The 13,728-nt window shown below is 73.1% G+C and carries 7 protein-coding genes; 1 reads left to right on the top strand and 6 read right to left on the bottom strand.

Translation table 11 applies throughout. The annotated features are described in order from the left end of the window. Positions 1-45: 45 nt before the first annotated feature. The 3 genes from OV079_RS45290 to OV079_RS45280 form a co-directional block, all read right to left on the bottom strand. Positions 46-2,160: a hypothetical protein gene (locus OV079_RS45290; RefSeq protein ID WP_267776115.1), complete on the bottom strand. Its 2,115-nt coding sequence runs from the start codon at positions 2,158-2,160 to the stop codon at positions 46-48. 342 nt (positions 2,161-2,502) lie between these two features. Continuing rightward, positions 2,503-2,931, bottom strand: a complete 429-nt coding sequence (locus OV079_RS45285) for an ABA4-like family protein (protein ID WP_267776114.1) — start codon at positions 2,929-2,931, stop codon at positions 2,503-2,505. A 45-nt stretch (positions 2,932-2,976) separates the two neighbouring features. Further along, positions 2,977-4,509 (bottom strand): hypothetical protein, encoded by a 1,533-nt coding sequence (locus OV079_RS45280; protein WP_267776113.1) that lies wholly within the window; start codon positions 4,507-4,509, stop codon positions 2,977-2,979. A gap of 608 nt (positions 4,510-5,117) precedes the next feature. Between OV079_RS45280 and OV079_RS45275 the strand changes: the two genes are divergently transcribed. Then, a complete protein-coding gene (locus OV079_RS45275) occupies positions 5,118-7,073 on the top strand; it encodes a YegP family protein (RefSeq protein WP_267776112.1) in 1,956 nt (651 codons plus the stop codon). A gap of 781 nt (positions 7,074-7,854) precedes the next feature. On the opposite strand, the gene OV079_RS45270 is transcribed toward OV079_RS45275, so the two are convergent. The 3 genes from OV079_RS45270 to OV079_RS45260 form a co-directional block, all read right to left on the bottom strand. Beyond that, a complete protein-coding gene (locus tag OV079_RS45270; protein ID WP_267776111.1) occupies positions 7,855-9,021 on the bottom strand; it encodes a hypothetical protein in 1,167 nt (388 codons plus the stop codon). Positions 9,022-10,618: 1,597 nt separating this feature from the next. Further along, complete coding sequence (locus tag OV079_RS45265; protein ID WP_267776109.1) at positions 10,619-11,143, bottom strand: hypothetical protein; 525 nt, start codon at positions 11,141-11,143, stop codon at positions 10,619-10,621. Positions 11,144-13,019: 1,876 nt separating this feature from the next. Further along, positions 13,020-13,601: a hypothetical protein gene (locus tag OV079_RS45260; protein WP_267776108.1), complete on the bottom strand. Its 582-nt coding sequence runs from the start codon at positions 13,599-13,601 to the stop codon at positions 13,020-13,022. Positions 13,602-13,728 lie beyond the last annotated feature (127 nt).

Here is a 13,728-nt window from a genome sequence, read left to right as displayed (position 1 = left end):
CCGAGCCCGCGCGCGCGCCTTCGAGCCGCGCGCCCCGGCCGCCGTTCACTCGGGGTCGCAGGCCCCGTCGCAGAAGTTCTCGATCTGCCCACCTGGCCGGAGGAACATGTCGATCTGCTCGCGGACCTTCGGGTTGCGGCGGACCAGCTCGTGGACGTTGTACTCGTCGGCCGGCTCCGGCGGGATCTTCGCCTCGATGCCCGGCAGCTCCGGCACGTGGAAGTCGACGGGCACGCCCGCCGAGCCCGCCGCCGGCGCGGGTGTGGTCTGCAGGCCGTAGACCGGCTGCGCCGTCGGGTCGAGCAGGTCGATCCCGGTCGCGCGCAGCAGCAGGTGGCTGGCGAGGTTGTTGACCGAGTGGTCGCCGACCCCGTACGTGAACAGGATCTTGCGCTCGGGGCTGTCGTCGTACGGCTGCTGCAGCACGCGCGGCGCGTAGGTCAGCGGGTCGACGCGGTCCCAGGTGTGCTGCGACAGGGCGATGAACTTCTGGATCGCCAGCGGCTCGTCGCCGATCACCACCTTGACGATGTCGAACAGCATCGAGAACGAGCCCGAGCGCGTCATCATCAGCGAGTAGGGCCCGCCGCCGACGTCGAGCACCGCCTTCTCGATCACCGGCGACAGCGCCATGAACGTCAGGCCGAAGATCGAGCCCTGCGAGATGCCGTACCAGTAGACCTCGTCGGGCGCGTACAGCAGCTTGTCGAACGCCTTGAGCTCGTCGCTTTCGGCGAGCGTGGTCTGGATCGCGTACGACAGCGCCAGCTGGTTGGCGAAGCCCTGGTGCAGGCGGTCGGTGAACAGGAACACGTTGGACGGGTCGTCGAAGATCGACTCGACCACCGCGCCCTGGTCCTCGAGCGCCATCCCGGCCCACTCGGTCGCGACCATGATGAACTTGCGCTCGGTCGAGAACGCCCGCATCGCGCTCCAGTTGATCTCCTCGCGCTCGCCGAAGAAGCCGTGGCCGTACTGGATGATGCGCGCCGGTTCGAAATCGGCGTCGAGCGGGTACACCGACTTCGGCACCTGCAGCGTGAACGGCACCCAGATCGTCCCGTTGGCCTCCGGCTTGCCGTCGGCGCCGCGGTGGATCCGCGCCATCGGCTCGTCCGCCTCGAGGTACAGCGGCACCTCGATCTTGCCCTCGACGCGCAGCGCGAACTCCTCGCTGTAGTCGGGGATCACGTTGTCGAACTCGACCGCCGGCCCGCTCTGTCCGAGCGTGGCGATCACGTCCTCCCGGATCGCCACCAGATCGTCGGTGTTGCGCGCCTCCGAGGCCGTGGTGAAGTCCCACGCCAGCTGCAGCCCCGCGCGGCTCACCCCGGCCTTTTCGAGCGCCGGGAAGATCTGCTCCTCGTAGCGCTGCGCCAGCGGCTCCAGCACCGGGTGGCCGGCCACGTCGCCCTGCAGCACGTGCGCGAAGCCCAGCGGGGGCGCCACCGCCGAGCCGTCGCCCGCCACCAGCCCCTGGAACGCCACGATGTAGCGCGCGCTGTCCTTCAGCCGCACGAACGGCCGCACGATCAGCGCCTGCCGCGTCGGGTCGGACGTCATCGCGTCGAGCTCGACCCAGTGCGGCACCAGCTCGCCGGTGTCCGCCTCGATCAGCAGCGTCGGGCTGGTCGCCGCCAGCGTCGCGTCGCCGCCGTCGCTGTGGAACGTCAGGTTCTGCGTGTCGATGCCCTCGGGGAACAGCGCCAGGATCGGCATGTGATGCGAGAACCCGTCGGCCGGGTGCGACGCCAGGTTGTCGACCGCCACGCCCATCATGGTCTTGGGGACAGCCTGCTCCGTCAGCGCCACGCGCACCCCGCCCGGCAGCCCCGCGTCCTCGACCAGGAAGAAGTCCGACGGGTACGGCAGCATGCAGTCGGCCGCGTACGCGATCGGGTTGCAGCCCTCGGGCACCTCCGCCGGCGGCAGCGGCTCGCCGGTGGTCGGGTCCTCGCTCGTCGTGCTCGCCGTCTCGGTCGTCGTCGCCTCGGTCGTCGTCGGCGTCTCCTCGGTCGTCGCGGCCTCGGTCGTCGTCGCCGTGCCCGTCGAGCTGGCGTCTTCGGTCGTCGCCGACCCCGCGTCGCCGCAGGCCAGCACCATCAGCGCCGCCAGCGACGCGAGACACGAACAGGAGAACGGGGGCCGCGAGTACTTCATGATCGGCGGATCATAAGCGCCGCGCGCCGAAGTGGGCGGCCCCGCCCTCGCGGGCCCGCTCACCCTCGCCAGCCCCCGCGCCCCCTCGCCGACCCCGCGCCGTGGGCCCGCCCCGTCGCTCGTCCCTCGCCGAAACCGCACCGCAGGCCCGCCTCCACGTCACGGGCCCGCGCGCTCGTGGGCCCGAGGGCGCCCGCGCGAACGCCCCGAAGCGAGGAAGTCCGACCCTCCTCGGCGGCCGCGCCAGCGCCGGACCGCGGCCTCGCACACACCGCCGAACCGGCGCGACCGCGCCGGCTCACGCGCCTCGCGCACGGGCCGCAAACGCCGGCCCGAGCCGGCTCACGGCCGCCCGGAGGGCAGCGCCCGGCGCACCAGCGCCACGTACACCAGCAGCCCCACGGGCCCGAGCAGCAGCGTCAACACCTGGCACGGCACCACCAGCAGGCGCGGGCAGTCGCGGGCCGCCGCGTCGCGCCCGATCCACGCCCCGATCCACAGGTCGAACGCCAGGTAATGCACCCACCCGGCCAGCATCACCCACGGGTCCTGGAACAGCCGCATCACCCCCTCGAGCGAATTGAACGCGCGCAGGTCCTCGAACGCGAAGTGCGGCACCAGGATCGCCAGGTAGATCGCCGCCAGCAGCAGCGAGAACAGCCCGCTGTACACCAGCCGCTGCGTCACGCGGGCCCGGGGCGCCAGCCACAGCAGCACCCACCCGGCCAGCGACGCGCTATTGAGGATTGTGAACAGTCGATGCGGATCCACGACCCGCATCTTTTCACATTCCCCCCGCCGCGCAGCCCCGATCGCTCACTCCTCCGAGAGCTCGCGCTCCTCTTCGCGGAAGCTCTGCAACAGCTCGAGCTCGTCGGCCTCGAGATCGCCGGCCGGCACCGACCCTAGCGCCTCGCGCACCGCCCACCCGTCGCCGGAGAACAGCCGCGAGCGGTCTTCCATCACCACCAGCCAGCGACGCGCCGCCGGGACCAGGGGCCGCTCGGACAGGCAGATCAGCGCCACCACGACCTGTGAGTCCACGAGCTGGAGCGGCTCCACGTACTCCGTCGCCAGCGCTTCGGCGATCGGTTGCAGCGCCTCCCACGGAGCTCTGCGTCCCGCTGTCGTCAACGCCCACAGCACCGCCGACCACCGCGGCAGCGCGGTCTCCAGCGCCGACAGGGCCTCCGACCACGGCAGCGGCGACGCGACGAGCTCCCTCGCCGCTCCGAGCGCCGCGGCGAGCAACGACGCGTGGTGGTCCGAGCGGGCCCAGCGCGCCAGCATCTCCTCGTCCAGTTCGGCCAGCCCGATCGCCTGCACTGCCGGCGACGCGATGTCATGGCGGCTCAGCTCCCGCGCCGCGAGCAGACGCAAGGTGCGGTGCGGCGCCTGCAACAGCCGGGACAGCTCCGGACTCAGCGTCGAGGGCACGTCCTCGCCTGCGAGCAGGAGCACCAGCGCCGCGTCATCGTCGCTCACAGGCGACACCGCGCCTTCGCGACAGGCGCCCGCGAATCGCTGCAGCAGCACCTCGATGTCTCGCCCCTCCGCCAGCGCCGCCCTCATCTGCCCCAAAAGCCAGGCCCCGGCCGGCGGCGAGTACGGCGGCCCGAGCAGCTCCGTCACCGCCGCAGCGTCGCCCGCGGCCGCCACCGGCGCCAACATCTCGAACGGATAGCTGCGACCCGCCCCCACCAGCGCCTGCACGATTGCCTCGCGTCCGCGCACCCACGCCGTCAGCGCCTCGATCAGCGCCGCGTGGTCGGCCGACTGCGCCCAGCGCGACAGCATCGAGCGCTGCAGCACCGCGTTGACCTCGACCTCGACCGCGCTTCGGAGCGCCGGCGGCACCGTGTCGCCCAGCTCGAACAGGCGATCGCTCGCGCGGGCGCGCGTCGCCACGTCGGCGGCGGAGAGCCGCAGCTCGAGCTCCGCCGCCAGCGCGTCCCAGGCGAACTGCCGGTTCGCCTCCACGAGCTCGAACGCCAGATCGGGCTCCTCCGCGGCCGCCTCGCGCACTCGCAACATCGCCGGCACGGGCGAGGGCGCCACGCGGATCAGCCAGCCCAACGCCTCGCGCCGGATCGCCGGCTCCGGGTCGAATTGGGCCACCGCCTCGAGCAGCTCCACCTCCCGCGCCACCGCGAAGTTGAGCAGGAGCAACCGTCGATGACCCGCGTCGGGCCCGCCCGCCCCGATCGTGGTCAACGCCTGCCCCCGCGTCATCAGCCGCCAGCACGCCAGCGCCCGGTCCTCCGCCGCGCCGTCCTGCGCCGCCGCCCGCAGCGTCGCGTCGTCGACTCTCGCCGTCTCGGCGTACGAGGCGAACCGCCGCACCGTCACCCCGACCTCGTCGCGGCCACGTGCGACCTGACCATCCGGCCAGCTCCGAGAAGCCGCCGAGGATCTGCCGGGTTCATCGCGCCGATCGAGAACATGTCCCTTCGGACATCTCCAGGCCGCATGGCCCCGACCCGTCTTGGTTCAATCTCCCGCCGACGCGATCGCCTCCGCACCCCCGCCGTCGCCCGCTCGCGTCGCAACACTCCCCGCACGCGCGACCTGCCCCTCCGACCATCTCGCCCGCACCGACGCCCCTTCGTCGCCCGCACGCGCGACCTGCCCCTCCGACCATCTCGCCCGCGCCGACGCCCTCGGAAGTGACCTGTCCATTCAGACATCTCGCCTCCTCGCCCGCCGATTCATGGCGTCTGCGACACAAGCGGCTCCGTGACGCGGCCAATGTTAACAGATCGGGCGCGGCCCGCAGCTCTCGTTTCGTCATGTTCGCCGACTCTGCAGGTCTGTCCCCAGGGACATCTCCTTGCGCGCACACCGACTCGCGGCGGTGGGGTCTGGGGCCCTCGCAAAAGCGCGCGCGGATCCGTCCGATCGGCCGCGAATCGGTGCCTGCGCGGCCTACGATCTCGCACCCGTCGCACCCCGCGATCGTGCGCGCCGCGCCGTGGGTGCCCGTGATAGATTGGCGGTGCTCCGGCCTGCCGCCGCACCGGGCGCCGGTCATCGCGGGAGCCAGCCTCGTGTACTTCCGTGTCGTCCAGCAGTCGCGCGACGCGCTCGCGTTCCAGGTCGTCCTCGAGGGCGAGCGCGTCGGCCTGACCAGCGTCGAGTTCCGCGACCAGGCCGCGGTGCAGCGCGCGATCGAGGCCGTCATCGCCAGCCTGCGCGAGGGCGTCGACGCCTCCTTGCAGGTCGACGGCGACAGCTATCACTTCACCTTGCGCGGCGAGGACGGCGAGCTCCTGGCCCGCGGGATCGCCTGCCCCAACCCCGCCGAGGCCGACGCCGGCCTCGCCGAGATGCAGCGCTGGGCCGCCACCGGCGAGCGCTTCCGCGTCATCAACCTCGCCAGGCCGCAGAAGAGCGGCGCCAAACCGGTCGACACGATCCAGGTCGCCGTCCGCTACGACCTCGCGGCTTGCACGACGGCCAAGAAGCCCGGCCTCGAGCTGCTGAACCGCGCCAGCGACGGCCTCTTCACCGCGCACGTCCACGGCGAGCGCGGCGAGGTCCTGCTCTACCTGCGCGGCTTCACCACCCGGTTCGCGCGCGACGAGCAGGTCGAATCGGTCCTCGGCGCCGCCGCCGATCCGCGGCGCTACGATCGCCGCGAGGCCGAGGGGCGGCGCTACTTCGTGCTGACCGCCCGCAACGGCCGGGAGATCGCGCGCAGCCCGTGGCTGGCGAGCGAGGCCGAGTGTGACGCCGCGATCGCCCAGCTCGTGCGGCTCGCCCCGATCGAGGCGAAGGAGTACGCGGGCGCCCGCACCCGCCGCAAGGTCGCCGAATCGGGCTACGACCTGACCCGCAGATCGACCTCGGGCGTCGCCGGATTCGAGGCCTTCAAGGCCGACGACGGCCACCATTACTTCCACCTCAACGACGAGCGCGGCGAGGCCCTCCTCTTCAGCCACGGGTACAGCACCCCCAAGGCCCGCGATCACGGCATTCGCAGCTTGCTCAAGGGGGCCGGCGATCCGGTGTGTTACCGCGTCGCCGCCGACGAGCTGCGCTTCGCCATCTCCGCCGTCAACGGCCGCGAGCTCGCGCGCAGCCGCCTGTTCGGCGGCCGCGCCGCCCTCGACCGCGCGATCGCGTGGATCCGCAGCGACATCATCCCCCTGGGCCGCAAGTACGGCATTCGCCTGTGGGAGTCTTCATTCATCGAACTCCCGCAAGCGCTCGTCGGCGGCGACGAGGCCAGCGCGCAGGACCCCGACGAACTCGCCCGCCAGGCCCTCGACACCACGGGCGACGCCTCCCTCTCACGCCTGGGCCCGCCCTCCCCACCAGCCCCTCCCGTCTCGCGCGACGCCTCTCCCCGTTCCCCCAGCGACGCCTCCCCCATTCCCCTGACGCCGGCGACGCCTCCCCTCATTCTCCGCTCTCCCCCAGCGAAGCGTCCTCTCGAGTCGCCTCAATCCATTCCTCGGACCCCGCCGCGGACGACGCCTCCCCTCGGTCCCCGCTCTCCCCCACCGACGCGTCCTCTCGACTCGCTCCAACCCATTCCTCGCTCACTGCCGCGGATGACGCCTCCCCGCGCGCCCCCAGCGACGCTCCCTCGCCGGCCGCCTCTCACCATTCCTCAGTCGCCGCGGACGACGTATCTCCTCATTCCCCGCTCTCCCCCGCGGACGCGCCCTCTCGAGTCGCCTCGGCCCATGCCTCGCTCACTGCCGCGGGCGATATCTCCACTTCCCCGCGCTCCCCCAGCGACGCTCCCTCGCCGGCCGCCTCTCACCATCCCTCAGGCGCCGCGGACGACGCATCTCCTCATTCCGCGCTCTCCCCCACCGGCGCCGCTTCCTCTGATTCCCCGCTCCCCGCCAGCGGCGCCCCTCACGAGCCGCGTCGCGCGTTTCTCCGCTCGCCGCCGCCAGTGACGCTCCCTCACCAGCCGTCTCCCCCCGCTCCTCGCTCTCCGCCGCAGACGACTCCTCCTCTTATTCTCCGCTCTCCGCCGCCTCTGAACCAGCCACTCCGCTCTCCGCCAGCGGCGCCTCCCCCCATTCCTCCCTCGCCGCCGCGGCCGAGACCACCCGCGGCGCATCTCCTCATTCCTCGCTCCCCGCCGCGGCCGAAACCTCTCATTCCCCGCTCCCCGCCGCGGCCGAGACCTCCCCCCATTCATCCCTCGCCGCCGCGGTCGAGACGACCCGCGACGCATCTCATTCCCCGCTCCCCGCCGCGGCCGAAACCTCCCCTCATTCCTCGCTCCCCGCCGCAGTCGAGACCTCCCCCCGAGGCTCGTCTCCTCATTCCGCGCTCCCCGCCAGCGACGCCTCATCTCATTCCCCGCTCCCCACCAGCGACGCATCCTCCCGCGGCGCATCCCATATCTCGCGTCCCGCGGCCGACACCTCCTCCCACGACCCGCACGCCGTCGCCCGCGACCAAACCTCCCGCGACGCCTCCTCTCATTCCTCGCTCGCCCTCGCCAGCGACCCCGCTTCCCCGCTTTCCGCCGCCCGCGACGGCACTCTCGATTCGCCCGAGCTCGCCATCCCCTCGACCTCGGCTCAGCATGTCGTCGCCGGCGACGACAAACCTCTCTTCGAGCCCACGGCCCCGCAGCCCGCCGCATCCTCGCCGTCGCGGACCGAGCCCGACGCCATCGACCTGCCCGACCTCCAGCTCTTCGACCCTTCGCCGCGCCGCAACGACTCACCGCGTCCGGTCGCCGGAGCATCGGAGCCGCCGAGCGGTCCCTTCTCGGCCCGCGAGCTCGACGACGCCCTCGCCCCGCTCAACGCCCTCGAGTTCGACGACGCCACCCCGCTCGTGCTCGACCCGCACGACTCTGCGACCTTCGCAGCAGCGTCCGCGCACGCCCTCCCGCACGTCCCGCTCCCCGAGGACTCGCTGACGATCGAGCTCGACCCGACCGAGCTCTCGACCTTCGCCGCAGCCGACACCGCCCGCGCCGCCTCGATCCTCTCGGGTTCCGAGCAAGCGCCCGCCCAACCTCTCGCGGTCGTCGACGCCGCCCCCTTCACGTTCGAGGCCCACATCAGCGGCTCCGGCCATGCATCGGCGGAGACCTCGATCGATCTGCCGCGCCCTGACGACGCCGGAGTCACCCCCTCGCGCGGCGACGATTCGCTGACCCTCACCCTCGACGCGCTCGAGGCCGAACCGCCCGCCGCCGAGCCGGCACAGGACGCCCGGCTCGGCGCGCTCGCTCATCACACCGATTCCTCTCCCGACGTCCACCACGCTTCCCTCCTCCTGGACACTCGCGACGCCCCGCAATTCATCGCCCTCCCCGACGCCTCGCAATCTCCCGGCACGAACGAAGCTCTGCAATCCTTCGCTGCCTCCGACGCTCCGCGTCTGCTCGACGCTCGCCACGACCGGGAAGACTCTCTGACGCGAGCCCTCGACGCGCTGGACATCGCCGAACCTCTCGCCGAAGCTCACGCGACCGGCATTGTCGAAGAATCGCGGCCGCTCCAGCCCCTCCCCGTTCCGACCGTCGAGCGCACCGATTCGCGCCCGCTCGCGGAGCTTCCAACCCGCGAGCGCCCCGCTTCCCGACCCGTCGACCACGAGCCGCCTGCGCTCCCCCTCGCCGCAGCTTCGAGCTCCGACACGGTCTCTCCCCACGCCGGCGATTCGGAGCACGTCGGCCTCTCCTCTCGCCGCTTCCCACCACTTCGGGGTCGCGAGGATTCGCTCACGCGAGCCCTCGACGCGCTCGACGTCTCCTCCGACGCCGAGCCTCCCCGCACCCCCTCCGCGCTCGACATTCGCACGGAACTCCGGCCGCCCCCGCCCTCCGCCGGTTCTCTGCGCCCTCTCGACGCCGCGACCCTCCGCACCGACCGCCACGACCTCGGCACCCCAACCCGCGAGGACTCGCTGGCCCGGGCCCTCGACACCCTCGAGGCCTCCCCGGCCGACCCATCCTCCCCGCGCAGTGATTCCCCGTCGCTCGAACTCGACGCCGCACCGCTCGCCGACGCATCACCCGACCCCCAGGACTCCCTGACTCGAGCCCTCGACGCCATCGAGGCCTCCCCGCCCCCGCCGGCCCCCGAAGCGCGCACTGATTCACCGTCGCTCGAACTCGACGCGGCATCTCCTGCCGACGCATCACCCGACCCCCAGGACTCCCTCACTCGAGCCCTCGACGCCATCGAGGCCTCCTCGCCCTCGCCGGCCCCCGACGCGAGCACTGATTCCCCGTCGCTCGAACTCGACGCCGCACAGCTCGCCGACGCATCACCCGACCCCCAGGACTCCCTGACTCGAGCCCTCGACACCCTCGAGGCCTCCCCGCCCCCCGCCGGCCCCCGAAGCGCGCACTGATTCACCGTCGCTCGAACTCGACGCGGCATCTCCTGCCGACGCCTCGCCCGATCCTCAGGACTCCCTCACTCGAGCCCTCGACGCGATCGAGGCCTCCTCGCCCTCGCCGGCCCCCGACGCGAGCACTGATTCGCCGTCGCTCGAACTCGACGCCGCACCACTCGCCGACGCATCACCCGATCCCCAGGACTCACTCACTCGAGCCCTCGACGCCATCGAGGCCTCCTCGCCCTCGCCGGCCTCCGACGCGCGCGCTGATTCACCTCCTCTCGAACCCGACGCCGCACCGCTCGCCGACGCATCACCCGATCCCCAGGACTCCCTCACTCGGGCCCTCGGCGCTCTCGAGCTCGAAACCCTCGACTCCCGCGACAAACTCGAGCCCGCCCCGCCGACCTCAGGCACGCGCCTCCGCGCCGACGCACCGACCGCAGAAGAAGCCACCCCGCTCGCCCCTGCTCGCATCCAGGCCGCCCCCGCTGCCGATCCGCCGCCCGCTTCGCCCTCGCCGGATTCGCCCCACCGCGAAGCCGCCGCCGCATCTTCTTCCCGCAAAGAGGCCGATCCCGAGCTGCCCTTCGAGGCCGTCCCGCCGAACTACGCCGCCGACGATCGAGCCCCGAAGCCAGGAGATTCGCTCACCTCGCTGGCCAGCCTCGGAACGCAGGACTCGGGCGGCTTCCGCTCTGCCCCGGAGACCCCGGACCCCGCCGATTCCCTCTCCGCCCGCCAATCGGCCCCCCTCCTCGCCGATTCTCTCTCCGCCCGCCGATCGGCCCCCCTCCCCGCCGAGCTCGACCCCGCCGATTCTCTCTCCGCCCTCGCATCGAGCTCGCCCGCATCCTCCGAGCTCGACCCCGCCGATTCTCTCACCTACCTGCAATCGCGTCTCCACTCCGACCTCGACCCCGCCGATTCTCTCTCCGCCCCGCGATTGCGCCCCCTCTCCGGGCCCGACTCCGCCGATTCTCTCTCCGCCCCACAATCGCCCCCTCGCTCCGAGCCCGACTCCGCCGATTCTCTCTCCGCCCCACAATCGCCCCCTCGCTCCGAGCCCGACTCCGCCGATTCTCTCTCCGCCCCACAATCGCCCCCTCGCTCCGAGCCCGCCCCGCAATCACGCGACCTCTCCGAGCTCGACCCCGCCGATTCTCTCTCCGCGCTCGCCGACCTCGAGCCTGACGCATCCGGCGTCGCCCCCCGCACTCCGGACCTTCGCGCTCCACCTTCCTCGGAGCGCCTCGACCCCGCCGATTCGCTCACCGCCTTCGCCGTCCTCGATCCCCGCGACTCCGGCAGCGCACCGTCGCCGCGCCTGCTCGACCCCGCCGATTCGCTCTCTGCCTTCGCCGTCCTCGATCCCCGCGACGCCGGCGAGCGCGTCCCTGACTCCTCGCCGCTCGCCCTCCTCGCTCGCGGCGCCCCGGACCCTTCCCCTGCCGAGTCGCTCACCTCGCTGGCTGTCCTCGAGCCTGACGACGACGACCCGCCCGCGCCCCCTCCTGCGCCCAGGCGCCGCGAATTTTCCCCCATCGTCACCGACGACGACGAGTCCGACGACACCCTCGCGATCGCGGCCGAGCCTACCGACCCGCTTGCGCCTGCCGCCGAATCGACGCTCGCCGCGCCTCAGCCCGATCAATCGATCGTGAGCGATTCGCGGCACAGCTCCTCCGACCCGCCCTTGCTGGCCCAGCCGCCGATGTTGCCGGCCCTCGAGGACGCCGCTCCCCTGTATCGACTGAGCGCCCCGCCGCAGCCCGTCCACGACGGACCGCTGATCCTCTCGATCCCGCTGAACGATCCCACCGCCGCCGCCACCGCGCCGCTCGGCGAGCAGGCCGTCGCCGACGAATCTCGCCGCTCTGCTCCGCGCGAGCCCGCCGCGCGCCCCGAATCGCGCCCCACCATCCGCCCGCTGCCTCGCCCGCCCTCGGCCGGGTCCGCGCGCGCGCCGTCCCGCCCGCAACCCGCCTCTCCGCCCCTCGCTCCCCCGAAGCCCGCCGGCGAATCCTCCCGCCCTCACCCCGCCTCGCCCTCCCTCGAGCCCAAGCCGAAGGCCGGCGAATCCTCCCGCCCCCATCCCGCCTCGCCCTCCCTCGAGCCGAAACCGAAGGCCGGCGAATCCTTCCGCCCCCATCCCTCCTCTCCCTCCCTCGAGCCCCGCCCGAAGCCCTCCGGCGAATCCTCCCGCCCCCATACCGCCTCTCCCTCCCTCGAGCCGAGGCCCAAGTCGTCCGGCGAATCTTCCCGCCCTCATCCCACGTCGCCGTCCCCCGACTCCCCTCATTCGCCCATTCTCCCCGCAGCCCCTCGCCCGGCCTCCCATTCTCACCCCGCCACCGCGTCTCTCGAATCCCCCCGAGGTCCTTCGGCGAATCGCCATCTCTCGACGGCGCGCCCGGCCCCGCTCGCGCCTCCTCCCGCCCCGATTCATCGCACCGCTCCGCCCCGACTCCCCTCGCCGGCGAATCCATCCCGACCCCATCCGACGCAGCGCCCGCCGCCCCTCGCGACCCCGCCTCGCCCGGCCCCGCTCGCGCCTCCTCCCGCCCCGATTCCGCGCGCCACGCCTCCGCGAAAGACGAATCCCCTCTGACCTCCTCGGACGACTCACTCGCCGCTCTCGCCAGTCGCGACTCTGGTGATTCGCCGCGCGACCCCCTCATCGTCGACCCTCCCTACGACCCACCTCTCTCCCCCGCTTCATCGGGCCCCGGCCTCCGCCTCCCGCTCTCCGAGTTCCCGGCCGTGTCGGTCGGCCAGCCGACAGCGTGGATCCCTCCGCACCTCCCGCTCGTCGTCGCCAAACCCGGCCCGCCCGGACCGATCCCCCGATCACCAATCCATACCCGCGACCGTTCATCCCGCCCGGCACCCTCGCCGCCATCGGTCTCGCCAATCGCCCCGGCGCCGCCGGTGTCGCCGGCCCCGCGCCAGCCGCCCGCGTCGTCGCTCCCTCGCCCCCCGCGCCGGTCGACCCGCCCGCCCCACCTCTCGTCCCCGCCGCGCTGCCCGACCTCGGCCTGCTCACCCCGCCCGAGTCCGACCTCCAGCGCGCCGAGGCGCCCGCGCTCGTGCCCGAGCTCTCCGTCCTCCTGCAGGACGCCACCGTCCCCGGCCCGCGCCGGCGCGAGGGGTCTGCTCCGCTGTTCGCCGCCCGCCGCGAGCCCTCGAGCACCCACGCCGTCCCCACCTTGCTCGCCCGCCGCGAGCCCTCCAGCGCCCAGTCCTCGCCCGCCCTGGTCCCTGCCCTCGACGCCCTCGAGTTCGAGTCTCCGAGCGGCCCGCGCCCGCGGCGTGCGCTGCCCAACCTCATCCCCGAGCCCGGCGCTCCCATCACCGTCATCCTCGACAAGCCCCTCGTCGAGCGGCCCCTCGTCGAGGCCCCGCGGCGCTCTCTGCCCAACCTGTTCCCCGAGCCCGGCGCCCCCGTCTCGCCGCTCGATCGCACCCTCCTCGCCGACGCCGAGCGCCGCGAACCACCGGCCAGCGATCCACCTGTCCCGAGGGACATCTCATCGTCCTCGCCCGGCGCCGCCCAGCCCGGCGCGCTCCACGACCTCCCGACCCTCTTGCCGGTCGGCCTCGCGGTCACCCAGCCGGCCCCCATCAAGCCCGCGCCCGCGCCCGTCCTGCCCACCAACCTCCCGCTGCCCAGCCTCCCGCCGATCCGCATGGCCCCGAGCGCCCGCGATCGCTGGCTGAGGGTCGGCGTCGTGCTCGCCGCGCTGGTCTTCCTCGGCGCGGTCGTCTCCCGCTTCAATCGCGGCGACGAGCCCACCTCCGAGGTCGCCGAGCGCGTCGACCCGCCCGCCGATCCGGTCGACCCGCCGCCCGAACCACCGCCCCCCGCTCCCCCACCCGTCGATCCGCCCGCCGAGCCGCCGGCCGTCGTACCGCCCTCGCTCGCGGGTGCCACCATGGATTGCCCCGAGGCCGACGATCCCGCGATCGGTCTCCTGGTCGCGCCATTTTCCCCGCTGGCCGGCGAGCCCCTGCGGATCTTCGCCGCCACCCTCGACGACGACATCGCTCTCGGCCTGCACGTCCTCGCCGGCGACGGCGCGCCCGCCGAGGCCCTCGACGCCCGCGTGCACCTCGGCACCCCGTCCTCCGCCGTCGCCGGCTTCACCCCCGCCGCCGCCGGCGAGTACACCTTCGCGGTCGTGCGCGACGGCGCCGCAGTGACCTGCTCCAAGTACAGGTCCTCGCCGAGCCGCCGCA

It is taken from the genome of Nannocystis pusilla, assembly GCF_026626665.1.
Classification (GTDB): Bacteria; Myxococcota_A; Polyangia; order Nannocystales; family Nannocystaceae; genus Nannocystis; species Nannocystis pusilla.
The sequence above is the reverse complement of the archived record's forward strand: the minus strand, read 5'-3'. Positions and strand labels throughout refer to the sequence as shown.

Coding starts and splice junctions, on each gene's coding strand:
- OV079_RS45290 (WP_267776115.1), bottom strand. CDS start 2,160: ATGAAGTACTCGCGGCCCCCGTTCTCCTGTTCGTGTCTCGCGTCGCTG.